At 61.2% G+C, this 25,661-nt stretch carries 24 protein-coding genes; 15 read left to right on the top strand and 9 right to left on the bottom strand.

Going from position 1 to position 25,661, the window contains the following annotated elements:
• Positions 1-102 precede the first annotated feature (102 nt).
• The 8 genes from AC07V9_RS11915 to rsd all read left to right on the top strand — a co-directional run bounded on the left by AC07V9_RS11915 (position 103) and on the right by rsd (position 7,785).
• The gene (locus AC07V9_RS11915) at positions 103-1,185 is read left to right on the top strand and encodes a sensor histidine kinase (protein WP_495015914.1); all 1,083 of its coding nucleotides are present in this window, start codon (positions 103-105) and stop codon (positions 1,183-1,185) included.
• Positions 1,182-1,928: a LytR/AlgR family response regulator transcription factor gene (locus AC07V9_RS11910; RefSeq protein WP_495015913.1), complete on the top strand. Its 747-nt coding sequence runs from the start codon at positions 1,182-1,184 to the stop codon at positions 1,926-1,928. The genes AC07V9_RS11915 and AC07V9_RS11910 overlap by 4 nt, the downstream gene beginning before the upstream one ends.
• A gap of 295 nt (positions 1,929-2,223) precedes the next feature.
• Positions 2,224-3,165, top strand: coding sequence for a hydroxymethylbilane synthase (hemC, locus tag AC07V9_RS11905; RefSeq protein WP_495015912.1), 942 nt, complete (start codon positions 2,224-2,226; stop codon positions 3,163-3,165).
• On the top strand, positions 3,162-3,938 hold the full coding sequence (locus AC07V9_RS11900) for a uroporphyrinogen-III synthase (RefSeq protein WP_495015911.1): 777 nt from the start codon (positions 3,162-3,164) through the stop codon (positions 3,936-3,938). The genes hemC and AC07V9_RS11900 overlap by 4 nt, the downstream gene beginning before the upstream one ends.
• 51 nt (positions 3,939-3,989) lie before the next feature.
• Positions 3,990-5,132 (top strand): uroporphyrinogen-III C-methyltransferase, encoded by a 1,143-nt coding sequence (locus AC07V9_RS11895; RefSeq protein ID WP_495015910.1) that lies wholly within the window; start codon positions 3,990-3,992, stop codon positions 5,130-5,132.
• The gene (locus tag AC07V9_RS11890) at positions 5,129-6,367 is read left to right on the top strand and encodes a heme biosynthesis protein HemY (RefSeq protein WP_495015909.1); all 1,239 of its coding nucleotides are present in this window, start codon (positions 5,129-5,131) and stop codon (positions 6,365-6,367) included. The genes AC07V9_RS11895 and AC07V9_RS11890 overlap by 4 nt, the downstream gene beginning before the upstream one ends.
• Before the next feature lie 248 nt (positions 6,368-6,615).
• Positions 6,616-7,143 (top strand): disulfide bond formation protein B, encoded by a 528-nt coding sequence (locus AC07V9_RS11885; RefSeq protein ID WP_495015908.1) that lies wholly within the window; start codon positions 6,616-6,618, stop codon positions 7,141-7,143.
• Positions 7,144-7,326: 183 nt separating this feature from the next.
• Entirely contained in the window at positions 7,327-7,785 is a 459-nt protein-coding gene (gene rsd, locus AC07V9_RS11880) for a sigma D regulator (RefSeq protein WP_495015907.1), read from the top strand.
• Between the two features lie 84 nt (positions 7,786-7,869).
• Here rsd and AC07V9_RS11875 read toward each other — a convergent pair whose 3' ends face one another.
• Positions 7,870-8,547, bottom strand: a complete 678-nt coding sequence (locus AC07V9_RS11875) for an FKBP-type peptidyl-prolyl cis-trans isomerase (protein WP_495015906.1) — start codon at positions 8,545-8,547, stop codon at positions 7,870-7,872.
• Positions 8,548-8,727: 180 nt separating this feature from the next.
• On the opposite strand from AC07V9_RS11875, the gene AC07V9_RS11870 reads away from it, so the two are divergent.
• The gene (locus tag AC07V9_RS11870) at positions 8,728-9,825 is read left to right on the top strand and encodes an AlgP family protein (protein WP_495015905.1); all 1,098 of its coding nucleotides are present in this window, start codon (positions 8,728-8,730) and stop codon (positions 9,823-9,825) included.
• On the opposite strand, the gene AC07V9_RS11865 is transcribed toward AC07V9_RS11870, so the two are convergent.
• Complete coding sequence (locus AC07V9_RS11865) at positions 9,822-10,289, bottom strand: TIGR02444 family protein (protein WP_495015904.1); 468 nt, start codon at positions 10,287-10,289, stop codon at positions 9,822-9,824. The genes AC07V9_RS11870 and AC07V9_RS11865 overlap by 4 nt on opposite strands.
• 46 nt (positions 10,290-10,335) lie before the next feature.
• Here AC07V9_RS11865 and AC07V9_RS11860 point away from each other — a divergent pair, with 46 nt between their 5' ends.
• From AC07V9_RS11860 to AC07V9_RS11850, 3 genes are all read left to right on the top strand, one after another.
• Complete coding sequence (locus AC07V9_RS11860; RefSeq protein WP_495015903.1) at positions 10,336-12,246, top strand: ATP-binding cassette domain-containing protein; 1,911 nt, start codon at positions 10,336-10,338, stop codon at positions 12,244-12,246.
• Positions 12,246-12,851 (top strand): mechanosensitive ion channel domain-containing protein, encoded by a 606-nt coding sequence (locus tag AC07V9_RS11855; protein ID WP_495015902.1) that lies wholly within the window; start codon positions 12,246-12,248, stop codon positions 12,849-12,851. The genes AC07V9_RS11860 and AC07V9_RS11855 overlap by 1 nt, the downstream gene beginning before the upstream one ends.
• Before the next feature lie 120 nt (positions 12,852-12,971).
• A complete protein-coding gene (locus AC07V9_RS11850) occupies positions 12,972-13,598 on the top strand; it encodes a LysE family transporter (protein WP_495015901.1) in 627 nt (208 codons plus the stop codon).
• Positions 13,599-13,731: 133 nt separating this feature from the next.
• Here the strand turns inward: AC07V9_RS11850 and AC07V9_RS11845 are convergent, their stop codons facing one another.
• Genes AC07V9_RS11845 through AC07V9_RS11830 form a run of 4 tightly spaced genes read right to left on the bottom strand, consistent with a single transcriptional unit; the run spans position 13,732 to position 16,888 of the window.
• A complete protein-coding gene (locus tag AC07V9_RS11845; protein ID WP_495015900.1) occupies positions 13,732-14,475 on the bottom strand; it encodes a penicillin-binding protein activator LpoB in 744 nt (247 codons plus the stop codon).
• Positions 14,476-14,478: 3 nt separating this feature from the next.
• A complete protein-coding gene (lpoB, locus tag AC07V9_RS11840) occupies positions 14,479-15,069 on the bottom strand; it encodes a penicillin-binding protein activator LpoB (RefSeq protein WP_495015899.1) in 591 nt (196 codons plus the stop codon).
• Positions 15,070-15,102: 33 nt separating this feature from the next.
• Positions 15,103-15,471: a YcfL family putative periplasmic lipoprotein gene (locus AC07V9_RS11835; protein WP_495015898.1), complete on the bottom strand. Its 369-nt coding sequence runs from the start codon at positions 15,469-15,471 to the stop codon at positions 15,103-15,105.
• A 13-nt stretch (positions 15,472-15,484) separates the two neighbouring features.
• A complete protein-coding gene (locus tag AC07V9_RS11830) occupies positions 15,485-16,888 on the bottom strand; it encodes a COG3014 family protein (RefSeq protein WP_495015897.1) in 1,404 nt (467 codons plus the stop codon).
• Positions 16,889-17,249: 361 nt separating this feature from the next.
• Here AC07V9_RS11830 and AC07V9_RS11825 point away from each other — a divergent pair, with 361 nt between their 5' ends.
• A complete protein-coding gene (locus AC07V9_RS11825; protein ID WP_495015896.1) occupies positions 17,250-19,145 on the top strand; it encodes an FTR1 family protein in 1,896 nt (631 codons plus the stop codon).
• Between the two features lie 111 nt (positions 19,146-19,256).
• Positions 19,257-19,724, top strand: coding sequence for a YaiI/YqxD family protein (locus tag AC07V9_RS11820; RefSeq protein WP_495015895.1), 468 nt, complete (start codon positions 19,257-19,259; stop codon positions 19,722-19,724).
• Positions 19,725-19,849: 125 nt separating this feature from the next.
• On the opposite strand, the gene elbB is transcribed toward AC07V9_RS11820, so the two are convergent.
• Complete coding sequence (gene elbB / locus AC07V9_RS11815; RefSeq protein WP_495015894.1) at positions 19,850-20,527, bottom strand: isoprenoid biosynthesis glyoxalase ElbB; 678 nt, start codon at positions 20,525-20,527, stop codon at positions 19,850-19,852.
• A gap of 222 nt (positions 20,528-20,749) precedes the next feature.
• Positions 20,750-21,367, bottom strand: coding sequence for a DedA family protein (locus AC07V9_RS11810; RefSeq protein WP_495015893.1), 618 nt, complete (start codon positions 21,365-21,367; stop codon positions 20,750-20,752).
• Positions 21,368-21,700: 333 nt separating this feature from the next.
• On the opposite strand from AC07V9_RS11810, the gene ppk1 reads away from it, so the two are divergent.
• A complete protein-coding gene (gene ppk1, locus AC07V9_RS11805; RefSeq protein ID WP_495015892.1) occupies positions 21,701-23,923 on the top strand; it encodes a polyphosphate kinase 1 in 2,223 nt (740 codons plus the stop codon).
• On the opposite strand, the gene ppx is transcribed toward ppk1, so the two are convergent.
• The gene (gene ppx, locus AC07V9_RS11800; RefSeq protein ID WP_495015891.1) at positions 23,910-25,412 is read right to left on the bottom strand and encodes an exopolyphosphatase; all 1,503 of its coding nucleotides are present in this window, start codon (positions 25,410-25,412) and stop codon (positions 23,910-23,912) included. The genes ppk1 and ppx overlap by 14 nt on opposite strands.
• Positions 25,413-25,661: the final 249 nt, after the last annotated feature.

Below are 25,661 nucleotides of genomic sequence, written 5' to 3'. Positions count from 1 at the left end.
GCGTGGCCGGTTTTAAAAAAGGCGCCGGCGATAATAACAGCATTGGCGCTTTTTTATTCCGCACAGCTTGCCCGCGCGGGGAGGAGGGCCGAGACTGGAGCCATGCCAAACGAGCGCCATTCTCCGGGCCAGAGCACTGCGGCCGGTAAAGAGTTCTTCCTTCCGGAACTGTGCCTGCCTCAGGCGCTGTTGATGCTGGTCGTGCTCGCTGAACTGCTGGTGCTGGTGCTGGTGTTGATCGAACCGATGTCACCCACGTTCGACTGGGTGCGCCTGGCGCTGATTTCGCTGTTCGTGCAATGGATCGTGCTGCTCTCCGCAGGATTGCTGTGCGGGTTGCGCCCTTGGCTTGCGCGACTCAAACCGGGCGTCGCCGGTGCAGCGGGTTGCCTGCTGGTGGTGGCCGTAACGCTGCTGTGTACGGCGATCACCGATTATTGCCAGATGGTGGGCACATCGTCCCTCGACGGGGTCATCGAACGCTATCTGCGCTATTCGCTGATTGCCTTGATCCTGTCGGCGCTGATGTTGCGCTACTTTTATCTGCAGAGTCAGTGGCGCAAACAGCAACAGGCAGAGCTGCGGTCCAGGATCGAGTCGCTGCAGGCGCGCATCAGGCCGCACTTTCTGTTCAACACGCTCAACAGCATCGCCAGCCTGGTCACCAGCGATCCGCTCAAGGCCGAGCAGGCGGTACTGGATCTCTCGGACCTGTTTCGCGCCAGCCTGGGCAAGCCCGGCAGCCTGACCACGTGGCGCGACGAACTGGAATTGGCCAGACGATATCTGTCGATTGAGCAATATCGCCTCGGCGAGCGTCTACAGTTGGACTGGGACGTCAGCGCAATTCCCGACGACTTGCCGATTCCCCAGCTAACCTTGCAGCCATTACTTGAAAACGCATTGATCTACGGCATCGCGCCCCGTGTGGAAGGAGGCGTGGTCAGGGTCGAGGCGAACTACGAACGGGGAGTATTTCTATTGCGCGTCAGTAATCCCTACGACGAGGTCGCCCTACGGCAGACTTCAAGCGGCACTCAGCAGGCCTTGGCAAATATCGGCGCTCGAATCACGGCACTTTTTGGCCCACACGCGAGTCTGAGCGTGGAACGCCGTGACGGTCGTCACTTCACCTGTCTACGCTATCCTTGTGCGAGACTCACGCAGGAAGCCAGAGCAATATGAATGTCCTGATCGTTGATGACGAACCCCTAGCCCGCGATCGCCTGAGCCGTCTGGTTGGCGACCTCGAGGGTTATCGGGTCCTTGAACCCAGCGCCACCAATGGCGAAGAAGCCTTGACGCTGATCGATAGTCTGAAACCCGATGTCGTGTTACTCGACATCCGCATGCCGGGCCTGGACGGGCTGCAGGTTGCGGCCAGATTGTGCGAACGCGACACTCCGCCCGCGGTGGTGTTTTGCACCGCCCACGATGAGTTTGCCCTGGAGGCTTTTCAGGTCAGCGCCGTGGGGTATCTGGTCAAGCCGGTGCGTCCGGAAAGTCTGCTGGAAGCCTTGAAAAAAGCCGAGCGTCCCAATCGTGTGCAACTGGCGGCGATGACCCGCCCTGCCGCCGAAAGCGGCACCGGCCCACGCAGCCACATCAGCGCCCGCACGCGCAAAGGCATCGAGCTGATCCCGCTGGACCATGTCATCTATTTCATCGCCGATCACAAATACGTGACGCTGCGCCACGAGGATGGCGAAGTGCTGCTCGATGAGCCGTTGAAAGCGCTGGAAGATGAATTCGGCGACCGTTTCGTGCGCATCCACCGCAACGCGTTGGTGGCCCGCGATCGCATCGAACGGTTGCAACGCACGCCATTGGGGCACTTCCAGCTGTTCCTCAAGGGCCTCAATGGCGATGCGCTGATCGTCAGCCGCCGCCACGTGGCCGGCGTGCGCAAGATGATGCAGCAGTTGTAGCTCTGCGCTCGCTGACTTGTATGGCGCCTGTGGGACCTTGAAACCTGTGGGAGCGAATTCATTCGCGAGACGGCGTTACAGACGACATATTGGCATTGGGTATAAGGGCGTCTCGCGAATGAATTCGCTCCCACAGGTCCATTTGCAACGCGGCGGGTAATTGGAAAGCGACACGCCGTCGCATGGCTTGCGAGCACCGATTGAGATCATGATACGTGCAGATTGACAACAGCCATTCGGCCCCGTTGGGCCGAGCTGTTATCATTCGCCGCATTCACTCAGTACGGATTGATCCATGTCCTCTCGCGAAATCCGCATCGCTACCCGCAAAAGTGCACTGGCGCTCTGGCAGGCCGAATACGTCAAGGCTCGTCTGGAACAGGCTCATCCGGGCTTGATTGTGACCCTGGTTCCGATGGTCAGCCGTGGCGACAAGTTGCTGGATTCGCCGCTGTCGAAAATCGGCGGCAAGGGCCTGTTCGTCAAGGAGCTGGAAACCGCGCTGCTGGAAAACGAAGCCGACATCGCCGTGCACTCGATGAAAGACGTGCCGATGGATTTCCCACAGGGCCTGGGCCTGTTCTGTATCTGCGAGCGTGAAGACCCACGCGATGCGTTCGTTTCCAACACCTTCGCAAGCCTCGACGAACTGCCCGCCGGCAGCATCGTCGGCACCTCGAGCCTGCGTCGTCAGGCGCAACTGTTGGCTCGTCGTCCTGATCTGAAAATCCATTTTCTGCGCGGCAACGTCAACACCCGTCTGGCCAAGCTGGATGCTGGCGAATACGACGCCATCATCCTTGCGGCCGCCGGGTTGATTCGCCTGGGTTTCGAAGACCGCATCACCTCCCCGATCAGCGTCGACGATAGCCTGCCAGCTGGCGGCCAGGGCGCGGTCGGCATCGAGTGCCGCAGCGTCGACATCGAGCTGCACGCGCTGCTCACGCCCCTGCATCACAACGACACCGCTGTGCGCGTCACGGCCGAACGCGCACTGAACAAGCACCTCAACGGTGGCTGTCAGGTGCCGATCGCCTGTTACGCGGTGCTCGAAGACGATCAACTGTGGCTGCGTGGTCTGGTGGGCGATCCTGCCGGAAGCTTGCTGCTGCGTGCCGAAGCCCGTGCCCCGCATGCCGATGCACAGACGTTGGGTGTGCAGGTGGCCGAGGCGCTGCTCGATCAGGGCGCGGCGAAGATCCTCAAGGCGGTCTACGGCGAGGCGGGCGAGGAGTGAAGGGCTGGCGTTTGCTGCTGACCCGCCCGGCCGAGGAGTCGCAAGCCCTCGCGCGCACCCTGGCCGACGAAGGCGTGTTCAGCGCCAGCCTGCCGATGCTGGACATCGAGCCGCTGGCTGTCTGCGAAAAAAGCCGAGCAATCATCTACAACCTTGCCGCTTACTGCGCGGTGATCGTGGTCAGCAAGCCGGCCGCGCGGCTGGGCCTTGAGTTGGTCGATGAGCTCTGGCCGCAGCCGCCGATGCAGGATTGGTTCACGGTCGGCGCTGCTACTGCGCAGATCCTCGACGATTACAACCTGCGCGTGTTCTTCCCCGAGCACGGCGACGACAGCGAAGCGCTGCTCGACCTGCCGCAACTTCAGCAAACACTTTGCTCTGTGTACGACCCCAAAGTGCTGATCATGCGCGGCGAAGACGGCCGCGAATTGTTGGCCGAGCGCTTGCGCGAACGGGGCGTCAGTGTCGATTATCTGCCGCTCTACCGCCGCAAGCTCCCGCAATACGCGGCGCTCACCCTGCCGAACACAGTCCGGGCGGAACGCTTGAACGGGCTGGTGGTCAGCAGTGGACAGGGTTTTCAACATCTGCGTGAACTGGCGGGCGATACATGGCCCGAACTTGCGCGGTTGCCTTTATTTGTACCGAGCCCTCGGGTCGCTGAAATGGCGCGTGCGGCCGGGGCTCAGACCGTTGTGGACTGCCGGGGCGCCAGCGCTTCGGCTTTGCTGGCAGCGCTGCGGGAACACCCCGAACCTGCCTCTCAGGCGTAATGATCGACGAGTCGGATTACGCGATTACGCCCAAATGCAAAGGATGGATACGTGAGCGAATCAGTCTTGCCAAAAGATGACGTTGAACCGGTACTGACCCAATCCGGGCCGCTGCCGGATCCAGCGCAAAAAGAACCCTCGAACCGCCGCTCCGGCAATGGTCTGGCCGTTCTGGCGTTACTGCTGGGCGCAGCGGGTGTGGCCGTCGGTGGCTGGAGCGTCTGGCAGCTGCGCGCCATTCAGACCGGTCACCAGCAGCAGGCCGGGCAGCTTCAGGACATCGGCGCGCAAACCCAGAGCCTCAAGCAGAGCGAGCAACAATTGGCAGCACGGCTGTCCGCCTTGCCGCCTGCCCAGGAGCTGGAAGACCGCCGCCGTCTGGTGACGCAGCTGCAAGGTGATCAGCAGCGGTTGAGCCAGCGCGTCGAGACCGTGCTGGGTGCCAGCCGCAAGGACTGGCGTCTGGCCGAGGCCGAGCATCTGTTGCGGCTGGCGAGCCTGCGGTTGTCCGCGCTGCAAGACATTAATAGCGCACAGGCGCTGGTGCAGGGCGCCGACGAGATTCTGCGTGAACAGGACGATCCGGGCGCCTACGCTGCACGTGAGCAACTGGCGAAAAGCATGGCCGCCCTGCGCAGCGTCGATCAGCCAGACCGCACAGGGCTGTTCCTGCAACTGGCCGCCCTGCGCGATCAGGCGACTCAGCTGAACGCGCTGGCGCCTGAGTACAAGGACAAAGGCGAGTCGCTGCTGGGCCTCACCGATGGCAGCGAAGACAGCTACTGGGCCAAGTGGTGGGACAAGATCTCCCAGTACATCCGCATCGATTTCCACGCTGACAAAAACATTCGTCCGCTGCTCGCCGGACAGAGCCTGACCCAGGTGCGTCTGGCCCTGAGCTTGGCGCTGGAACAGGCGCAGTGGGCCGCGCTCAATGGCGAGCAGCAGGTCTTTGCCAAAGCCGTGACCGAAGCGCGCAGCGTCTTGGACGCCAACTTCAATCAGGACAACCCGCAAAGCAAAGTGCTGGGCGAGCGTCTGGACGAGCTGGCCAAGCAACCGGTGTCGGTGGTCACGCCCGATCTGGCGCAGAGCCTTGGCGCGGTGCAGGCCTATCTTGAGCAGCGCCACACGCCTGTGGGCGGCGCGCTGGAGCAACCGGCTGAAGGGGCAACCGCCGGGAGCAAACCATGAAGCGCGCCTATGTGATCGTGTTCATCCTGATCGTGATCGCGGCCTGTGTGGGGCTCGCGATCTCTCGTCACGCGGGCTACGTGTTGATCGCCTATGACACCTTCCGATACGAGTCCAGTCTGTGGGCCGCGTTGGCCGTGCTGATCGCGGTTGTTTTCGTTGTCTGGCTGGTGCGTGCACTGATCCGCCTGTTGACGACCTCAGGTGGCGTGGTCAATCCCTGGTCGCGCCGCAACCGCAGCCGTCGTGTTCAAGTGGCCATCGAACAGGGTCAAATGGACCTTGCCGAAGGTCGCTGGGCCAGCGCGCAGCGTCATCTGCATCGCGCGGCGGAGGCTGAGCGCCAGCCGCTGCTGTATTACCTCGGTGCTGCTCGCGCGGCCAACGAACAGGGTCGCTACGAAGAAAGCGACAACCTGCTGGAGCGTGCTCTGGAGCGTCAGCCTCAAGCGGAATTGGCGATTGCCTTAAATCACGCCCAGCTGCAACTGGATCGAGGCGACAGCGATGGCGCACAGGCCACGCTGCAAGCGATGCACGATCGTCATCCGCACAATCCGCAGGTGCTGCGTCAGTTGCAACGCCTGTATCGCCAGCGCGGCGAGTGGTCGGAGCTGATTCGCCTGATGCCTGAGCTGCGCAAAGACAAGGTCCTGCCTGCGCAAGAGCTCGCCGAGCTGGAGAAGCGCGCATGGGGCGAAAATCTGTCCCTGGCCGCATATCGAGGTGAGGAGGGCGACGCCGGCTTGCCTGCCTTGGAAAAAGCCTGGCAGCAGCTGACGTCGGCGCAACGCCAGGAGCCTGCGCTGATTCTGGCGTACGCCGATCAACTGCGTCGCCATGGCGCCGATGTACAGGCCGAAGAGGTGCTACGCAACGCGATCAAACGCGATTACAACAGCCATCTGGCGCGACTGTACGGATTGGTGCGCGGCAGCGATGCGGGCAAGCAACTGCAAACGGCAGAAGGCTGGCTCAAGCAGCACCCGGACGATCCCGGCCTGCTGTTGACGCTGGGCCGTCTGAGCTTGCAAAGCAGCCTGTGGGGCAAGGCTCGCGATTACCTGGAGGCCAGCCTGCGGCTGCAGCGCAATCCCGAAGCCTGCGCCGAGCTTGCGCGCCTGCTGGGGCAACTGGGTGAAATCGACCGCAGCAATCAGTTGTTCCAGGAAGGTTTGGGGCTGCTGGACGAGCGTTTATTGGCTCGCCCGCTGCCTTCGCTGGCTCGCGCATGAACTGAAATATCTTGATCCGCAAAAGGCCCTTGAACAGGGCCTTTTGTTATTGTTTCGCCAAAGTGTGTAGGGCTTTTCTATATGCGTTGCAGGAAGTTATGCGGTTCGTGGATGGGCGGATGCAACTTCCTATACGTGCAGTCGATAAATCCTTACGAATGCTGGGAAATATCCTCCTCCGGTTACCTTGAAAGCGACTCTCGCTTTCCTCTACCGTAACCGCCTTCGTCTTTTGTTACGGATTTTCCATGCACTTGGCTCGCACCCGTTCCCTGTTCTTTATGGCGTTTCTTGCCTGCGCCTTGACGGCGGGAGCGGCTGTCGGTCTGCAGGACGCGGTCGGCTCAACGCCGTGCCCGCTGTGCATGTTGCAACGGGCATTGATGGTGGCGTGCTCGGCAATTTGTCTGATTGCTGCCGTCCATGTACCTGCTCGGCGCGGATGGCGAGTTTACTCGGGCGTTCTCGCACTCTTCGCGCTGATGGGCGTGACCGTCGCTGCGCGACAGGTCTGGTTACAAGACTTTCCCCCCGAGGACCTCGCGTCCTGCTTTGAGAATCTGCAGCACCTTCTGAATACGCAACCCTTTGCCAAAGTCGTTTACCTCATGCTGATAGGCGCCGCCGGCTGTTCTGAAATCACCTGGACACTTTTCGGCATCAGTCTTCCCGAGTGGAGCCTGCTGGCCTTTTCAGGCATCAGCCTGTTCGCCCTGTACTATCTGCTCATCGAATTTCGTCGATCTGGATCAATGGATCCGGGATTGCCGGATTAAACACTTGTATGAACTTTATCGACTGCGTACCTTGAAGGCCTCGCCGTGCGGGCATAATCTGGGCCGCACGCATCATCGGATCAACGCTGCTGTCGACGTTTTTTCACAGCCGGTTTTCATAGGCGTCACGCTGGATCGCCAGACGATTTCAGGTCGAATGCCCCGAAGGGAAGAGAGAACATCATGCTGGAAAGTTGTCAGAATGCTCAGGAACGCTGGGGTGGGGTTCACAAACTGATCGACCGTTGGCTAAACGAACGCAATGAGTTGATCCAGGCTTACGATGTGCTGGGGTCCGAGCCCGAAGCTTTGTCTCAAAACGGCAAACCACTGCAGGACTTTTGCGGCGCTCTGGTGGATTACGTATCGGCCGGGCACTTTGAGATCTACGAGCAACTGACCAGCGAAGCCCGCGCGTTCAACGATCAGCGCGGCCTTGAACTGGCCGACACCCTTTACCCGCGCATCGACGTCATCACCAAGAAGCTGCTGGCGTTCAACGATCTGTGTGATGAAGGCAAATGCGTTGCCGAGAAATTCAAGGAGCTGGGCGGCTTGTTGCACGAGCGCTTCGAACTTGAAGACTGCCTGATCGAAGTGCTGCACAACGCGCACAAGGAACAGGACGCGGTACAGGCGTAACGGGCTTTGCAATATTAAGCCTGACCGGTTTCGCGATACTCAAAAGGGTGCTCCAAGGCACCCTTTTTCATGGGTCGAATTCTGTTACTGGGAAACCGCCAGCAGTTCGATTTCAAACACCAGCGGGGTGTAAGGATCGATCAGATCGCCGGCGCCTTCTGCGCCGTAGGCTTGTGCCGAAGGGATCACCAGACGCCATTTCGCACCGACGGGCATGTCCACCAGTGCGGTGGTCCAGCCCGCGATCACGCTGTCCAGGCGGAACCATTGCGGCTGCTGGCTCTGATCGAAGATCGTCCCGTCAGGCAGGCGCCCGACGTACTTCACCTGTACGCGACCGTTGATGTCGGGCTTGGGACCGTTGCCGGGAGTCAGTTCGGTCATGAGGATGCCGTCTGCCAACTGACGCACGCCTGGTTTGGCCTTCTCGGCATCCATGAAGCGACGTTCTTCCTTTAGCGCGGCTTCGGTCTGCGGTTCTGACTGACCCGAGTTTTCTGCTTGCGCGAGCGCGGCGTCGTGGTCGCTGAGAATCTGCTCCATGCGCTCCTGTTTGATCGCCAGCGGCTTGTTCTGATACGCCTGCTGCAGCCCTTCGATCAGGGCGGGCAGTTGCAGGTCGGGCGCTTCCTGGCGCAGGCGTTCACCCAGGCTGGCCCCCAGGCTGTATGCCAGATCATGAGCATTGTCGGAGGGTGGCGCATCGGTCGCGTGAGCAAGGGGTACCAAGAGGAACAACGACATAAACAGGTAGCGCGACATGAATGCTCTCCGGCCTGGGAAGTGGCGATTATGCCAGCGCCGGGGAGCAAATGTGATGACGATGTGAAGGGATTTTGGCCGTCGTGCAACAGACCATTATTTGCAGTGTCAAGATGCGCTAGCGGCGGTGCGGGCAGAGGTCTAGTATGAGCCGCATTCAAATCAGCCAGGAGGTAAGTCATGTCGGCCAACAAGAAGCCAGTAAACACTCCGTTGCATTTGCTCCAACAACTGTCCAGCAGCTTGCTCGAACACCTTGAGGATGCCTGCTCCCAAGCCTTGGCTGACGCCGAAAAATTGCTCGCCAAGCTTGAGAAACAACGCGGCAAGGCTCAAGAAAAACTGCACAAGTCCCGCACCAAACTGCAGGACGCTGCCGCCGCCGGTAAATCCAAGGCACAAGCCAAAGCCAAAGATGCTATCGCTGAACTCGAAGCGCTGCTCGATGCGCTGAAAGATCGTCAGACCGAAACCCGCGCTTACATCCTCAACCTCAAGCGTGATGCTCAAGAAAGCCTGAAGCTGGCGCAAGGTGTTGGTCGTGTGAAAGAAGCGGTGGGTAAAGCACTGAGTGATCGCGCTGCCAAAACACCTGCCAAAGTGGCTGCAAAACCTGCGAGCAAAGCCGCTGCAAAATCTGCCGCCAAGCCTGCGGCGAAAGCTCCAGCCAAGGCACCTGTCAAAGCCGCCACTGCCAAGCCTGCTGCCGCGAAGCCGGCTGCCAAAGCTCCAGTAAAAGCCGCGGTTGCAAAACCTACCGCAAAAAACGCGGCCGCTAAACCTGTTGCCGCCAAGGCACCGGCTGCTGCCAAGCCAGCCGCCAAAGCCGCGAGCAAGCCGGCCGCCACTGCGAAAGCCCCGGTTGCAGCCAAGGCCCCCGTTAAAACTGCAGCGGCAAAACCTGCAGCCAAACCTGCCACTGCTGCTGCCAAGCCCGCCGCTAAACGCGCTGCGAAGCCTGCGGCAAAAGCGCCTGTCAAACCCGCCGCGAGCGCTGCGGCAAAACCGACTGCGGCCAAGCCTGCTGCCAAGCCTGCCGCTGCCAAAGCGGCGACCGCTGCTGCAAAACCGGCTGCCAAGCCAGTGGCTGCGAAACCTGCTGCCAAGCCCGCTGCTGCAAAACCAGCCGCCAAGCCTGCCGCGCCAGCCGCCGCTGCCAAGCCTGCGAGTACTGCTCCGGCCGCGTCGACTTCGACCAGCGCATCCGCCGCTCCGGTAGCGCCGATTTCTTCGGCAGCAACGCCAGCGACCGGTTCGACGTCGAACAGCGCATCCTAAGCAGCATCCTCCCCGACGCGCCGCAACACTTGCAGCGCGTTGGGGGCTTTGTTCGCGGCTTCTCCCGCGAGCGCCTCCAGCCAGACGCCGCTTGTTTGAGCGCCAACCTCTGGCCAGTTCTGCACCAATCGTTGCAACCTCACCAGCAGCTCGCGCTCGGCATCCAGTTCCAGCACTTTCAATCGCTCCCGTAACGCACTCAGCTCGACGTCTGTCGCGGCTGAGGCTTTCCACTGGGTACGCACGGCTCGCAGAGGCCCGACAACGTCATCGTGCCAAGGGGTCGCCAATTGTCTGATTTCCTCGGCTCGCTGAGGGTTGAAGGCTATGCCGCGCTGGTCCACCCAGACCCCGCACAACAGCGCGCAGACATTGCCGCCATTGGCTTGCAGCGTCAGGCACGCTTGTTCAACGCCTGGTTTGGCGTAGAAATCGAGGGTGAAACTCCAAAGGTCAGAAAGCATCGTCATCTACCTGTTTTGGACGAAGCTGGTAGACTCCGCCGCCATTATGATCAGACTTCAAAGCCTTACCTTACAGCGTGGTCCGCAACGTCTGCTAGAAGACGCCGAGCTGACGCTTCACGCCGGTCAGAAAGCCGGCCTGATCGGTGCCAACGGCGCCGGTAAATCCAGTCTTTTCGCCTTGCTGCGGGGTGAACTGGCCCCCGACAACGGCGACTGCCTGCTGCCCGCCGATTGGCGCATTGCCCATATGCGTCAGGAGGTCGACACCCTCGAACGCCTGGCGGTGGACTACGTGTTGGACGGCGACCTGCGTCTGCGTCAGGTGCAGGCGGATCTGGCGGCCGCTGAGGCGGCCCACGATGGCGCGGCGCAGGCGCGTCTGCACGCCGAGCTGGACAGCGCCGATGGCTACACCGCCGATGCGCGGGCCCGCAAGCTGCTGGCCGGTCTGGGCTTCACCAATGAGCAGATGGAACGTCAAGTCGGAAGTTTCTCCGGCGGCTGGCGGATGCGTCTGAACCTGGCGCAGGCTTTGATGTGTCCCTCGGACCTGCTGCTGCTCGACGAACCGACCAACCACTTGGACCTCGACGCCATTCTCTGGCTCGAAGACTGGCTCAAGGGTTATCCGGGCACGCTGCTGCTGATTTCCCACGACAGGGATTTTCTCGACGCAGTGGTCGATCACGTAGCGCACGTCGAACAGAAAAAGATCACCCTCTATCGCGGCGGTTACAGCGCCTTCGAGCGCGCCCGTGCCGAACGTCTGGCCCAGCAGCAACAAGCCTACGAGAAGCAGCAGGCCCAGCGCGCGCACATGGAAAAGTACATCGCCCGCTTCAAGGCCCAAGCCACCAAGGCCCGTCAGGCGCAGAGCCGAATCAAGGCGCTGGAGCGGATGGAAGAGCTGTCGGCGGCCCACGTCGATTCGCCGTTCAACTTTGTGTTTCGCGAGTCCGACAAGATCTCCAGCCCGCTGCTGGATCTGTCTGACGCGCGCCTGGGTTATGGCGACAAGGCCATTCTGCAGAAGGTCAAGCTGCAACTGACGCCAGGTGCACGCATCGGTCTGCTGGGCCCGAACGGCGCTGGCAAGTCCACGCTGATCAAGAACCTCGCGGGCGAACTTGAACCTTTGAGCGGTCGTTTGCTACGCGGCGAGAACACCGTTGTTGGCTATTTCGCCCAGCATCAGCTGGATTCTCTCGACGCCAAGGCCAGCCCGTTGTTGCACCTGCAGCGCCTGGCACCGACTGAGCGTGAGCAGACCCTGCGCGACTTCCTCGGCGGTTTCGATTTCCGTGGTGCGCGGCTGGAAGAGCCGGTGCTGAATTTCTCCGGTGGCGAAAAGGCTCGTCTTGCTCTGGCCCTGATTGCCTGGGACAAGCCCAACCTGCTGTTGCTCGACGAACCGACCAACCACCTGGATCTGGAAATGCGCCTGGCCCTGACCATGGCGTTGCAGGAATTCAGTGGCGCGGTGCTGGTGGTTTCTCACGATCGTCACTTGCTCAAGAGCACTACCGACAACTTCCTGCTGGTCGCCGATGGCGCGGTCGAGGAATTCGACGGCGACCTAGACGACTACACCCGCTGGCTGGCGGATTACCGTCAGCGCAACGCGCCGGTCAGCAACACGCCGGTCAACCCGGACAAGACCGACAAAAAAGCCCAGCGCCAACAGGCTGCTGCGCTGCGTCAGCAACTGGCCCCGCACAAGCGCGAAGCCGACAAGCTGGAAAAAGAACTCGGCACCGTCCACGAGAAGCTGGCGAAGATCGAAGTCGCCCTGGGCGACAGCGCGGTCTACGAGGCAGCCACCAAGGATACGCTGCGCGACTTGCTGGCCGATCAAGCCAAACTCAAGGTCCGTGAAGCGGAGCTGGAAGAGGCCTGGATGGCAGCGTTGGAACTCCTGGAGTCGATGCAGGCCGAGCTGGAAGCGTTGTCCTGATGGAAGCGTTGGCGCTGCCGGTTCCGGCGTACTGGATCGAGCCGATCCTGATTGGCTTGCAGATTCTGTTGATCCTGCTCATCGGCTACACGCTGCAACGCTTCGTGGCGCGCTTTCTCACGCGCATGGCCGAGCGGTATCCACTGTTGCCGCCGGAGCTGTTGGTGATGGTCCGCGGTGGCCTGCGCTGGCTGATCATGGGCACGGCCTTCGTGGCGGTGCTGGGACGTCTCGGCGTGTCAGCCTCAGTGCTGTGGGCTGCGCTTTCGGGCTTCGTGGCCGTTGCGGCGGTGGCGTTCTTCGCCATGTGGAGCGTGCTGTCGAACCTGTTGTGCGCGGTGTTCATCTTCACCATGGGGCCGTTTCGCATCGGCGATGTGGTTGAACTGGTGGACACCACTGACAAGCCCGGCATCAAGGGCCGCGTCACGGCCATCAACTTGATGTTCACCACCCTGGTTGAGCCCGCCGAACTGGGTGGCACGCTGGTGCAGGTGCCCAACAGCCAGTTTTTCCAGAAGTCGATCCGCCGTTGGCGCGGCAACGACGGCATGGCGATCATCTCGGGCGAAAAGCGAACCGGCGACACATCGGCGTCGAAGTAGCACTGCCAAGTGCCTGCAAAACAGCTATTCGTGAATCTGGCGTAACAGTTAGAAATAATTGGTCTTTGCCTCGCGCAGACACTAGGTTAGACGGCAGTTCGGTTCTGCCTGAGGTGTGTCATGTCGCTCGAAACGTGGCTGGCGTTTTTCGCTGCCTGCTGGGTCATCAGTCTTTCTCCGGGCGCCGGTGCGATCGCATCGATGTCCAGTGGTTTGCAATACGGGTTCTGGCGTGGTTACTGGAACGCTCTGGGTCTGCAACTGGCGCTCATTGTGCAGATCGCAATCATCGCTGCCGGCCTTGGCGCCGTGCTGGCGACCTCGGTCATGGCCTTCACCCTGATCAAATGGTTTGGTGTCGCGTATCTGGTGTACCTGGGCATCAAGCAATGGCGCGCCTTGCCCAGCGATCTGTCCGCAGATGCGGCTATCCGCCCGATCGGCAAGCCGCTGGCGCTGGTTTTTCGCGGTTTTCTGGTGAACATCAGCAACCCCAAGGCGCTGGTGTTCATGCTGGCGATCCTGCCGCAGTTCATCGATACACACCTGCCACTGTTGCCGCAGTACCTGATGATTGGCGTGACGATGGTCAGCGTCGATCTGATCGTGATGGCGGGGTATACGGGGCTGGCGTCCAAGGTGTTGCGTGCGTTGAAGACGCCTAAGCAGCAGCGTCGGATGAACCGCACGTTTGCCGGGTTGTTCGTCAGTGCGGCGGCATTTCTGGCGACGTTGCATCGCGCGTAACGTTGGATCATGAAGGACCTGTGGGAGCGAATTCATTCGCGAGAGGCCGGAACATCCGAAGGAGATCGATTGGATGTACCGCCGCATCGCGAATGAATTCGCTCCCACAGTTGATTTGCGGAGGCCTTGAAGCTCAACGCAAAATCTTCGGCGCCTCATCACGTGGCAGGTTGTTGCGTGGCGCAGGCTGCTCCTGTGAGTACTCGATTTCGCCACGCAGTTGCTCACGCAACTGACGCGCGACGTCCACCCCGATCGACTTCGACACATCCCTCACCACCCGGCCTCGGTTGGCGTTGACGCGCACGTCGTTGCCGTTGACCAGCTTGGTGTCCTGACCTTCGCCCATCGCCGTGAACGCCGAGGTGATCTCGAAGGTGCGGGTGTTGATCAGGCTGAAGTCGCCTACCAGCGTCAGGCCCAGCACCGCCGAATGGCTGTTGGTGTTGGCGATTTCGTTGATGTCCTGACGGAAATCGATGTCCGACACCGTACCGAACAGCACGTAGTCAGCGCCTTTGAAGTTGCCGTTCTTGATGCGCTTGATGACGTCGTACACGTCCTCCTTCGCGCTGGCGGTGTAGGGCGTGCCCTGCACCAGCTGAAACATCCCGGACTTGAGAATCTCGCCCTTGATGTCGCCGCTGAATTTACGCAGTTCGCCCTGCTCGATGTAGGTGTTGCGTGCCTCGTACTCGTTGTAGCTCGATGAGCCGCTGGCACTGTAGCGATTGACCTGAAGGTTGGTCTGCGCCGACACCGTGTGGATGTACTGCTCCACCTGCTGCTCGAACGCCATGTCGGTGACCGCGACTTTGGGCGCGGCCTGGGCGCCTATCGCGCATACCAGGCCAAGAATGCCGATCCATGCACGCATTGCTTAGCGCTCCGTGGTCTTGCGGATTTCTTTCTCGTCCATCCACTCAGCGATGCCGCTTTCCACATCGATCAGTTGCAGGCTGAATTTATAGAAGACGTCCTTGTAGTCGCTGCTGCGCTTGACGATCGAGCTGATCGAGCCTTCAAGACGATATTTGGCCGCGACCATATTGCCGGTCTTGCTCACGGTGGACTTCTTGTACAGGCCGCTCTGATTCTGCAGCTTCAGCTGATCGACCTGGCTCTGCATGTCGGTGTTGTCGCTGGCGAAGCGAGCGGTGCCGGACTTCATCAGTTGGGTCTTGATCGACGTGGTGATTTCGCGGGTGTCGATGTACTCGCTGGTCTTGTTCTTCACGTCGTAGACCTGCACCACCGGGCGGCCCTGCAGGGTGCCGGACTGCGCCAGGGAGCGGGTCATGCTTTCGGCGATCATCTGAAGGTCCGTTGAGCCGAACTCGTTGGTCACGGTCTCGACAGCCTTGGTGTCGCCGTAGCTGATGTTCTTGCTGCCCAGTGTGGGCGAGTTGTTGGCGCAACCGGTGGCCAGCAGGGCGACGGCGGCGAGCAGAGAGAGGCGGATCAGGTGCATGTCTGGGTCTCTTTGAGCTGAGCGAAAGGGCGATTAAGGGGTTTTGACTTCGAGGCGGAAGTCAGTGGCCTTCGGCACCGGGGCGATGGCGGGCAGGAAGCTGCTCTGCGAGCCATACAGCGTCAGGCTTTTCCAGGTTTCGGGCTCGGCGACGGGGAAGCCGTCGTTACCCAGCCAGGCAAAGCGGTAGTACATCGTCTTGTTGTAACGGCTGGTGTTGTTCAGCGAGACGTTGACCGTCATGAAGCCGTTCTCGCGGGCAACGCGCATCGGTCCGATCTCGATGTTTTTCAGGTCACCCAGCGACACCACCTTGCTGGCGGCGCTGCCTGGGGCAGGTGGTGGCGGGGTGGCGCAACCGGCGAGCAGCACCAGTGCCATCAGCGCGAAAATGGTACGCATGAAGTGTCTCCGTTCAGGGTTTGTTGACGGCCACGGCCTGGGGCAGGCTGGACGGCATCACTTGGGCGGCGAGGCCCGCGGTGTAGACCTGATTGCCGATGGCGCGCAGGGTAACCACTTGATACGGGCGATCGATCTTCAGCTGCACCTGGGTACCGCCCAGCGAAGAGGGCAGTACCACTTGATGCTCGCCCTGTTTCAGGCGAATGCGCGCCACCAGCGTGTTGTCCGGCAGGGTGCGCCAGGTGCGGGTGTCGGCGCCTTCGGTAACCGCCGAAGCGATGCCCACGGCCAGGCCCGCCAGCGGGTTGGTATCGTTGAGATTCTTCTGCATCACGCCACGGCTGATGGCGCGCACGCTGGTGCGCAGGATGATGCCGGGCATGTCGTCACGCAGGGCGCGGCGTGACATGGCGGTGGTGCTGTTGAGCGCAGTGAGGTTGACCGGCTGACCATCGACGCCCACCTGATTGAAGAACGCGGTGGAGGTGTCGGCCTTGATGACCGGGAAGGACAGCGGGGTGATCACCAGATTGTTGTTGATCGGCAGGGGCAGCGGGATGCGGATCGAATCACGCGCCGGGGCGAAGCCGGTCTGCACCACGAGCAGCACATCGCTGCCTTCGGTCTGGCTGTTTTTGCTGCCGGCGGCGTCGAGATTGAGCAGCGCCTGATCCAGCAGAGGCGTGTTCGGGCGCAGTTCAGCGGCCTGTCGATAGCCCGGCGCGGCCAGGTCTTTCTCGCCCAGCGCTTCGTAGACGAAACCTGCGAGGTAGTGGCTGAACGCACTCTGGTAGCTATTTTTCAGGCTCACCACTTCCGGCGCGTCGAGGGATTCCACCGGATAACCCTTGAGGTCCTTGTACTGGGTGCTCACGCCCTTGGTCTTGGCCTCGTCCTCGCTCTTGAGGTACGCCTTGTCGCGCAGTTCGGCGATCACGGCTTCGCGTTCGTGGGTTTTCTTGATCTCGGTGCGCGCGCCTTCGAAGTCGTTCCGGGCCAAGAGATTCAGGGCCATCTGCGTGGTCAGCATGACTTTCTCGTAGTCATAGCCCTCGTAGCGACGCACCTTGTCGTTGACCAGGTAACTGCCGAATTGGGCCAGGTACTTGCCGCTGTCGAGCTTGACCGAGTCTTCCCAGGCAATGACGGTCTGGTCGGCGTGGCCCCACGCGGCCTGGCTGCCGGTCAGATCGCCCTTGGAGCGCAGCAGTTCGCCCTTCTCGAAGTAATAGAGCAGGTCTTTGTCGTCGCCTGTGTTGTTCTTTTCGAGGAGGGTCAGGGCACCGTCGACATTGCCGCTGGTGAGCTGCTGGTTGGTTTGCGCAAGTTCGGTGTCGTAGCTGCGAAAGGCGGCACAGCCGGTCAGTTGGGCAGTAGCGATCAGCGCGAGCGTACCCAGGGCGCGAGGTGACATCGAGATCAGTCCTTGAACAAGGCCGGCCGGGCGTCTGAGCATCCGGCCATGCAAATCCGTTTGAGGGAGGCGAGAGGCGCCTCATGAAGTAGCCAAAAGTGATGGCTGTCTGCCACGTAGTGGCGGCGGGGATTATAAGGAGCGGAGCGGTTAAAACAATGGCTTTTTGATGTCGCACGACACTTTCAGAAACGTCCGATGGACAAACTTGCGGGTGACGCAGTCTCTCCGGCACATCGACTGACAAACGCAATGTTGAGCGAATCGGACGAATGTGGACGCCATTGAGCCGCGATGCTTGAGTGCGCGACGCCCAACATGAACAATAGCAACCCTTCGCATTTCTATTTGAGATCCACTCATGTTTTCCCCGTCCCGCTTTCTGGCCTGCCTGGGTCTGACATCGCTGGTCCTGCTCAGCGTGGCAGCCCGAGCCGACTCCGTCGATGGCGCCGCGCAAGCGCTGCACCTGTTCAACTACGTCAGTGCCGATTACCCGGCGACCGTGGCAGGCGGCAACGTCGTCGACGAGGGCGAATACCACGAGCAGATCGAGTTTCTTGGCGCCGTCCAGAGTTTGATCGCAGGCTTGCCCCCACGGCCTGATCGTGCCGAGCTTGAGCAAGGAGCAAAGGCGCTGCTCACGGCCGTTGAGCAAAAGGCAGACGGCGCACAGGTCGCACGTCAGGCGCGGCTGCTGGGGGCCAGGCTGGCGGTGGCGTATGAAGTCAGCCAGGCGCCGGTCATCACGCCTGATGCGGCACGGGGCGCACCGTTGTACGCGCAATATTGCTCGGTTTGTCATGGCGACGCGGGGGCGGGCGATGGCCCCGCTGCAATCGGCATGTCCCCGGCGCCTGCCAATATGCGTGACGTCGAGCGCTTTGATCGTCTGAGCCTGTATGACGTTTACAGCACGCTGGGCCTGGGCATTGAAGGCACCGACATGCCGTCGTTCGCCGACCAGCTGGACGACCGCCAGCGCTGGGATGTGGCCACCTATATCGCCAGTTTCAGCGCAGACACCCAGGCGCAGCCGGTCAAGACCTTCAATCTCGCTGACCATGCGCGTCAGACGCCCGCTGAGATTCTCGCTGCCGAAGGCCCGCAAGCCGCCGCGACCTTCCGCGCCCAGCGCGCCCAGCCGCCGCAGGTCCAGCGTGGCCCGGCGCAGTTGCTCGACTACACCAGCCAGACGCTGGACAAAAGCCTTGCGGCGTATCAGGGCGGGGATCGTGAACAGGCCTATGATTTGTCGGTAGCGGCTTATCTGGAAGGTTTTGAGCTGGTCGAAAGCTCGCTGGATAACGTCGACGCCACGGTGCGCAAGGACACCGAAAAGGCCCTGATGGCTTATCGGCAGTCGCTGCAGGATGGCCTGCCCGCTGCCGAAGCTGCGCACAAGCTGGCGGCCGCGAAGGTCAAGCTCAAGGAGTCGGCGGACTTGCTCGGCAGCGATGGCCTGAGCACGTCGCTGAGCTTCATCTCGGGGCTCTTGATTCTGCTGCGTGAGGGGTTGGAAGCGATTCTGGTGCTGGCGGCGATTCTGGCCTTCCTGCGCAACACTGGCCAACAGTCGGCGGTGCGCAGCGTCAACGTGGGTTGGGGCCTGGCGCTGTTGGCAGGTCTGGGGACCTGGGCGTTGGCGGCCTACGTGATCGACGTCAGCGGCTCGCAACGTGAACTGCTGGAGGGCGCAACGGCCCTGTTCGCCAGTGTCATGGTGCTGTGGCTGGGGGTCTGGATGCATGACCGTCGCCACGCGGCGGCATGGCAGGACTACATCAAGAGCAGCCTGGTGGGCGGCGGTGGGCGTTTCGGTTTTGCAGTGCTGGCGTTTTTCTCGGTCTACCGCGAGCTGTTCGAGGTGATTCTGTTCTACGAAACCCTCTGGCTGCAGGCAGGCCCCGCCGGGCACAATGCCGTGCTGGCGGGTGGCGCAACGGCGCTGGTGCTGTTGGTGGGCCTGGCGTGGGTGATTCTGCGCGGCTCGGCGAAGCTGCCGTTGGCGATGTTCTTTGGCATCAATGCTGCGCTGCTGTGCGCGTTGTCGGTGGTGTTCGCGGGGCATGGCGTCAAGGCGCTGCAAGAGGCAGGCATCTTCGGTACGCGGCCTGTGCCGTTCTTCGAGTTCGACTGGCTAGGCATTCACGCCGACGCCTATTCATTGGGCGCCCAGGCAATTGCATTGATCGCGATCGCGGTGTTGTATGGCCGCAGCCGACTATCGGAAAAGCGCCGAGCCGAAATGGCGTAATGACCCCTGTAGCAGCACGGCTTGCCGGCGGTAGCGCCCTTACAATCGCCACCGCCGGCAAGCCGTGCTGCTACAGATCGCATGTTCAACAATCAGATTGGAGTTTCCCGGATGCGTGTATGGATCGATGCCGATGCCTGCCCCAAGGCCGCACGGGATCAGGTGGTCAAGTTTGCCCTCAAGCGGCAGTTCGAAGTTGTGCTGGTGGCCGGGCAGGCTGTTCCTCGGCCTGCCTTCGCTATCGTCAAACTGATCGTGGTGCCCAGCGGGCCTGATGCGGCCGACGATTATCTGGTCGAGCATGCGGTGCCGGGGGAGCTGGTGATCTGCAGCGACGTGCCGCTCGCCGACCGTTTGGTGAAGAAGGGCGTGGCTGCGCTGGACCCCCGTGGCAAGGAGTTCGACGCCCAGAACATGGGCGAGCGACTGGCAGTGCGCAATCTGTTTACCGACCTGCGCGAGCAAGGGCAGGCCGGTGGCGGGCAGGGCGCTTACGGCGACCGCGAAAAACAGGCGTTCGCCAATTCCCTGGACCGGATTTTGACCCGGTTGGCGCGCGAGCAGGATGTACGCGGTTGAAGACTGCGGGAGAGAATCTATTCGCGATTGGCCAGTGCGGCCGACACATCTCAACCGCCTGACCCGCTTTCGCGAATGAATTCGCTCCCACAGATGAACCCCGCATCGTTCAAGCCAGAGGCGTATCAGGCCGAGATCTCTTCGCTCTCCTGCACAAGCTCCAATACCCGATCCACCAGCTTGTTGATCCCCGACGCCGCTTCGCCGATGGACTTGGCGACCATGTACGCCGGGGTGCTGACCAGTTTGCGGTCTTTGTCTTCGACGATGTCCGTGACATCGCAATCCTGGTGCTGGCCACCCATTCTGGTGATCTGGGCGGCGGTTTCGGCGCAGTTGCCGATGGTGCAGGTCACGCCAGGGCCGTAGATCTTGGCCGCCAGCGCAGGTGACACGCAGATCAGGCCAATGGGCTTGCCCGCTTCTGCAAAGGCTTCGGCCATGGCCAATACCTCTGCTTGAACCTTGCAGGCGGAGCCTTCGAGGGCGAAGTTCGACAGGTTCTTCGCGGCACCAAACCCGCCGGGAATGATCAGGGCGTCGAATTCGCTGATGTCTGCCTCGCGAATGTCCTCGATGGCGCCCCGGGCGATGCGCGCCGACTCCACCAGCACGTTACGGGTTTCGGGCATTTCTTCGCCCGTCAGGTGGTTGATGACGTGGTGTTGGGCGATGTTCGGGGCGAAGCATTTCACCTCGGCGCCGCGTTGGTCCAGACGCAGCAGGGTGAGCACGCTCTCGTGAATTTCCGCGCCGTCCTGGACGCCGCAACCGGAAAGAATGACGGCCACTTTCTTGCTCATGCGTGTGTTCCCTCTCTTGGTCGATCCGTTCATGTCTACATGGATCGCAACTACGGCGGGGTGTTCATTGTTTGGAACCGCCTGTTCGGCAACTGGCGGAATCTGCCGTTGATGGCGCTGGCCTCGGTGGTGGGACTTTGGTCGGGCAGCGGATTGGGGTGGGCGGTGTTGCTGACGTATACCCTGGTGAGCGCAATCGTGGCGTATTGCGCTCGGGGCGTTTCACTCGTCTGGCCGGTCCTTGACCTCGACGGTGGCCGGGACCGCCAATTTGGCTTCCCGGGCGATGCGGGCGTTCTTGATGCGACGTCTGATCCACAGCAGGGCGCCGATCACCAGCAGCAGGCCGAGCACCCAGAGCTCGTACTTCTTGACGTTCCCCAGCAGGCCTTCGAGCACGGCGCCGAACTTGTACGCCGCCGCACCCAGTGCCGCCGCCCAGATCGCAGCGCCGATGCCGTTGAGCAGCAGATAACGGCCTGGCGGATACCCGGAAAGGCCGATCGCCACCGGCATGACCGTGCGCAGACCGTAGACAAAGCGGAAGCTCAGCACCCAGATGTCCGGGTGCTTGCGAATGTGTTCCAGCGCGCGATCACCGAGCATTTGCCAGCGCGGTTTGCGTGCTAGAAGCTTGCGGCCATGCTTGCGCCCCATGAAATACCAGAGCTGGTCGCCTGCGTAGCTGCCGAAGAAGGCAACCACTACGACCAGATTGATGTCCATGTACCCACGAAACGCCAGAAATCCAGCGAGAACCAGAATGGTCTCACCTTCGAAAAAGGTGCCGAGGAAAAGGGCAAAGTAGCCAAATTCTTGTAAAAAATGCTGGAGCATCATATGAGTGCTGGCGAAATGAACGCGCAGCCTAACGTGCCGGACACATTCAGGAAAGTGTCGAAATGTGTCACTACGTTAAAGTTTCCTACAGTCCAGACAGAATTCTCGTCTACAAAGCAGGTTTGCGTCCTGCACGGCAGGTTGCACATACAACTGTCATGCAAGAGTCATAATGCTGGCTTATAACTGTCACGTTTGCCCGCAGGAGTCCGGTGTGACCGGTCTGCGCTGCTGTTCGTCCCCCTTTGTGTCGTGGCGGGACCGGCAGGTCGATCTCTTCAGCCGTTCGCACGGCCCACTTGTTACAAGGGCAATTGCCTTACAGGATTATTCATGAGTACCGAAGGAACATCCGAAGCCGCCGTTGAAATCGAACCCCAGGTCGTGTCTCAGGAAGTCAATTCCGTCGTCGAGCCGACCATTGAAGTCGTTCCCGCCCTGGAGCCGCACCCGCCCGCCACACCCGCCGTCGTGATCCCCAACCTGGATGACAGCAGCCTTTATATTCATCGCGAACTGTCGCAGCTGCAGTTCAACATCCGCGTTCTGGAGCAGGCACTCGACGAGTCCTACCCATTGCTCGAACGCCTCAAGTTCCTGCTGATTTTCTCAAGTAACCTGGACGAATTCTTCGAAATCCGCGTTGCAGGGCTCAAAAAGCAGATCACCTTCGCCCGTGAACAAGCCGGTGCCGACGGCCTGCAGCCTCATCAGGCGCTGGCGCGCATCAGCGAGCTGGTGCATGGCCACGTCGACCGCCAGTACGCCATCCTCAACGACATCCTGCTGCCCGAGCTTGAAAAGCATCAGGTGCGCTTCATTCGTCGTCGTTACTGGACCACCAAGCTGAAAACCTGGGTCCGTCGCTATTTTCGTGACGAAATCGCGCCGATCATCACCCCCATCGGCCTGGACCCGACGCACCCGTTCCCGCTGCTGGTCAACAAGTCGCTGAACTTCATCGTCGAGCTGGAAGGCATCGACGCCTTTGGTCGCGACTCGGGTCTGGCGATCATCCCGGCCCCGCGCCTATTGCCGCGCATCATCAAGGTGCCGGAAGACGTCGGCGGCCCGGGCGACAACTACGTGTTCCTGTCGTCGATGATTCACGCGCATGCCGATGACCTGTTCCAGGGCATGAAGGTCAAGGGCTGCTACCAGTTCCGCCTGACCCGTAACGCCGACCTTGCGCTGGATTCCGAAGACGTCGAAGACCTGGCCCGCGCCCTGCGTGGCGAGCTGTTCTCTCGTCGCTATGGCGATGCCGTGCGTCTGGAAGTGGCCGATACCTGTCCCAAGCACCTGTCCGACTACCTGCTCAAGCAGTTCAACCTGAGCGAGACCGAGCTGTATCAGGTCAATGGCCCGGTGAACCTGACGCGTCTGTTCAGCATCACAGGGCTCGACAGCCACCCGGAGCTGCAATACCTGCCGTTTACCCCGGCGATTCCAAAGCTTCTGCAGAACAGCGAAAACATCTTCAACGTCATCAGCAAGCAGGACATTCTGCTGCTGCACCCGTTCGAGTCCTTCACCCCGGTGGTGGATTTGCTGCGTCAGGCAGCCAAAGACCCTCATGTGCTGGCCGTACGCCAGACGCTGTACCGCAGCGGCGCCAACTCGGAAATCGTCGACGCGCTGGTGGATGCCGCGCGCAACGGCAAGGAGGTGACAGCGGTCATCGAGTTGCGTGCGCGGTTCGACGAAGAGTCCAACCTGCAACTGGCCAGCCGCCTGCAAGCGGCGGGTGCGGTGGTGATTTACGGTGTGGTCGGTTTCAAGACCCACGCCAAGATGATGCTCATCCTGCGTCGCGAAGCGGGCGAGATTGTGCGTTACGCGCATCTGGGCACCGGTAACTACCACGCCGGCAACGCTCGGTTGTACACCGACTACAGCCTGCTGACCTCCGACGACGCGCTGTGCGAAGACGTCGGCAAACTGTTCAGCCAGCTGATCGGCATGGGCAAGACGTTGCGCATGAAGAAGCTGCTGCACGCGCCGTTCACGCTCAAGAAAGGCATGCTCGACATGATCGCCCGCGAGACGCAGTTCGCGACCGAGGGCAAGCCTGCGCACATCATCGCCAAGTTCAACTCGCTGACCGATCCGAAGATCATTCGCGCGCTGTATAAAGCCAGCCAGATGGGCGTGAAGATTGATCTGGTCGTGCGCGGCATGTGCTGCCTGCGTCCGGGCGTTCCGGGCGTGTCGCACAACATCCAGGTGCGCTCGATCGTGGGCCGCTTCCTGGAACACACCCGCGTGTTCTACTTCCTCAACGGCGGCGACGAGCAGATGTACCTGTCCAGCGCCGACTGGATGGAGCGCAACCTCGACAAGCGCGTCGAGACCTGCTTCCCGGTCGAGGGCAAGAAGCTGATTCTGCGCGTCAAGAAGGAGTTGGAGGGGTACCTGACCGACAACACCCACGCCTGGCTGTTGCAGCCGGACGGGCGCTACATCCGCAGCACGCCGACCGGCAACCAGAACCCCCGCAACGTGCAGGCGGCGCTTCTGGAGAAGCTCAGCAACCCCGTCCTCAGCGTACGCTGAGGACGATGCCGACTCGGGTCAGCCACTCCGCTTCCAGCGCGAAGTCGGCCTGAGTCAGCTGGTTGTTTTCCAGCCAGCCATCCGGGAACAGGATATCGAGCTGGTTATCATGGGCGGTCAGCACCGGTTGCGGCATCTCCTGGGTGCCACGAATGTGGTGGAACAGGATCGCGAAACGCAGCAGCACGCACAGACGAATCAGCTTCACGCCTTCATCGCCGAATTCGGCAAACTTGTCCTTGGGGATGTTGCGTCGATGGCCGCGCACCAGAAGGGCAAGCATCTGTTGGTCTTCCCGCGAGAAGCCGGACAAATCCGAGTGCTCGATCAGGTAGGCGCCATGCTTGTGGTAGTGGTAGTGGGCGATGTCCAGGCCGACTTCATGCACCTTGGCGGCCCAGCTCAGCAGGTCGCGGTACAGATTATCTTCCAGCTCCCACGCCTTGGCGACTTGCTCCAGCGCTGACAGCGCCTTGCGTTCGACGCGGGCGGCCTGTTGCAGATCGACGTGGTAGCGGTCCATCAGCGAGCTGAGGGTGCGCTCACGCACGTCTTCGTGGTGATGACGGCCCAGCAGGTCATACAGCACGCCTTCACGCAGCGCGCCTTCGCAGTGATCCATGCGCTGCAGGTCGAGGGCGTCGAAGATCGCTTCGAGAATCGCCAGGCCCGCCGGGAATATCGCCCGACGGTCGGGTTTGATGCCGTCGAAATCGATCTTGTCGACATCACCCAGCTTCATCAGCTTGCGCTTGAGCCACGCCAAGCCTTCAGCGTTGACCTCGCCATTGCCATGACCGCCAGCCTTCAACGCCAGGCCTATGGCGCGAATGGTCCCCGAGGAGCCGATGGCTTCATCCCAGGTCAGGCGGTGCAGGGCGTGCTCGATGCTCATGATCTCCAGGCGCGCTGCGGTGTACGCCTGGGCGTAACGGGCCGGGGTGATCTTGCCGTCCTTGAAGTAGCGCTGGGTAAAGCTCACGCAGCCCATTTGCAGGCTTTCGCGCAGCAAAGGTTCGAAACGCTGACCGATAATGAACTCGGTACTGCCGCCGCCGATGTCCGCCACCAAACGTTTGCCCGGTGTGTCGGCCAGTGTGTGGGAAACGCCGAGGTAGATCAGACGCGCCTCTTCGCGGCCGGAGATGACTTCCACCGGATGACCGAGGATTTCTTCGGCGCGATGAATGAATTCGTTACGGTTGCGCGCTTCGCGCAGAGCGTTGGTGCCCACGATGCGCACGGCGCCGGGCGGCATACCGTTGATCAGCTGGGCGAAACGCTTGAGGCAGTCGAGCCCGCGCTGCATGGATTCTTCGTTGAGCTTGCGCTCGTCGTCGATCCCGGCGGCCAGCTGCACTTTCTCACCGAGCCGCTCAAGGATGCGGATTTCACCCTGATTCGCTTTGGCAACAACCATGTGGAAGCTGTTGGAACCCAGGTCGATCGCGGCGATCAGCGAGAGGTTTTTTTCAGTGGATGGCGGCATGGTCAAAGGTCTCGGTCGAAAACCTAGACATCGTGCCACGAACCGCCATCGTCGCCAAACGAGTTGGCATCAATCAGCGCAAATCGCTGTAGGCGCGCGCTTGCCTGCGATTGCGGTGTGTCAGTGAGGTTTCCGTTTCATGACAGGGCGCCTTCGAGGGCAAGCCCGCTCCTACGGGCTGGGTGGTGTTGGGGTGCTTGAGGTTGGTTCTGGCGTATTGGGGGTGACCGAATCTACCGCAAACCCCTG

This window comes from Pseudomonas sp. GW821-FHT02A11, from assembly GCF_059421985.1.
Note: the sequence above shows the minus strand (reverse complement) of the source record. Positions and strands in the feature narration are given on the sequence as shown.

What these genes read in the sequence shown, in the direction of transcription:
- ppx (WP_495015891.1), bottom strand. Translation starts at nt 25,412, where the DNA reads ATGCCGCCATCCACTGAAAAAAACCTCTCGCTGATCGCCGCGATCGAC.
- AC07V9_RS11830 (WP_495015897.1), bottom strand. Translation starts at nt 16,888, where the DNA reads ATGTCACCTCGCGCCCTGGGTACGCTCGCGCTGATCGCTACTGCCCAA.
- AC07V9_RS11855 (WP_495015902.1), top strand. Translation starts at nt 12,246, where the DNA reads ATGGAAGCGTTGGCGCTGCCGGTTCCGGCGTACTGGATCGAGCCGATC.
- AC07V9_RS11890 (WP_495015909.1), top strand. Translation starts at nt 5,129, where the DNA reads ATGAAGCGCGCCTATGTGATCGTGTTCATCCTGATCGTGATCGCGGCC.
- AC07V9_RS11820 (WP_495015895.1), top strand. Translation starts at nt 19,257, where the DNA reads ATGCGTGTATGGATCGATGCCGATGCCTGCCCCAAGGCCGCACGGGAT.
- AC07V9_RS11870 (WP_495015905.1), top strand. Translation starts at nt 8,728, where the DNA reads ATGTCGGCCAACAAGAAGCCAGTAAACACTCCGTTGCATTTGCTCCAA.
- AC07V9_RS11810 (WP_495015893.1), bottom strand. Translation starts at nt 21,367, where the DNA reads ATGATGCTCCAGCATTTTTTACAAGAATTTGGCTACTTTGCCCTTTTC.
- AC07V9_RS11835 (WP_495015898.1), bottom strand. Translation starts at nt 15,471, where the DNA reads ATGCGTACCATTTTCGCGCTGATGGCACTGGTGCTGCTCGCCGGTTGC.
- AC07V9_RS11865 (WP_495015904.1), bottom strand. Translation starts at nt 10,289, where the DNA reads ATGCTTTCTGACCTTTGGAGTTTCACCCTCGATTTCTACGCCAAACCA.
- AC07V9_RS11915 (WP_495015914.1), top strand. Translation starts at nt 103, where the DNA reads ATGCCAAACGAGCGCCATTCTCCGGGCCAGAGCACTGCGGCCGGTAAA.
- AC07V9_RS11910 (WP_495015913.1), top strand. Translation starts at nt 1,182, where the DNA reads ATGAATGTCCTGATCGTTGATGACGAACCCCTAGCCCGCGATCGCCTG.
- lpoB (WP_495015899.1), bottom strand. Translation starts at nt 15,069, where the DNA reads ATGCACCTGATCCGCCTCTCTCTGCTCGCCGCCGTCGCCCTGCTGGCC.
- elbB (WP_495015894.1), bottom strand. Translation starts at nt 20,527, where the DNA reads ATGAGCAAGAAAGTGGCCGTCATTCTTTCCGGTTGCGGCGTCCAGGAC.
- rsd (WP_495015907.1), top strand. Translation starts at nt 7,327, where the DNA reads ATGCTGGAAAGTTGTCAGAATGCTCAGGAACGCTGGGGTGGGGTTCAC.
- AC07V9_RS11860 (WP_495015903.1), top strand. Translation starts at nt 10,336, where the DNA reads ATGATCAGACTTCAAAGCCTTACCTTACAGCGTGGTCCGCAACGTCTG.
- ppk1 (WP_495015892.1), top strand. Translation starts at nt 21,701, where the DNA reads ATGAGTACCGAAGGAACATCCGAAGCCGCCGTTGAAATCGAACCCCAG.
- AC07V9_RS11885 (WP_495015908.1), top strand. Translation starts at nt 6,616, where the DNA reads ATGCACTTGGCTCGCACCCGTTCCCTGTTCTTTATGGCGTTTCTTGCC.
- AC07V9_RS11825 (WP_495015896.1), top strand. Translation starts at nt 17,250, where the DNA reads ATGTTTTCCCCGTCCCGCTTTCTGGCCTGCCTGGGTCTGACATCGCTG.
- AC07V9_RS11845 (WP_495015900.1), bottom strand. Translation starts at nt 14,475, where the DNA reads ATGCGTGCATGGATCGGCATTCTTGGCCTGGTATGCGCGATAGGCGCC.
- AC07V9_RS11850 (WP_495015901.1), top strand. Translation starts at nt 12,972, where the DNA reads ATGTCGCTCGAAACGTGGCTGGCGTTTTTCGCTGCCTGCTGGGTCATC.
- AC07V9_RS11875 (WP_495015906.1), bottom strand. Translation starts at nt 8,547, where the DNA reads ATGTCGCGCTACCTGTTTATGTCGTTGTTCCTCTTGGTACCCCTTGCT.
- hemC (WP_495015912.1), top strand. Translation starts at nt 2,224, where the DNA reads ATGTCCTCTCGCGAAATCCGCATCGCTACCCGCAAAAGTGCACTGGCG.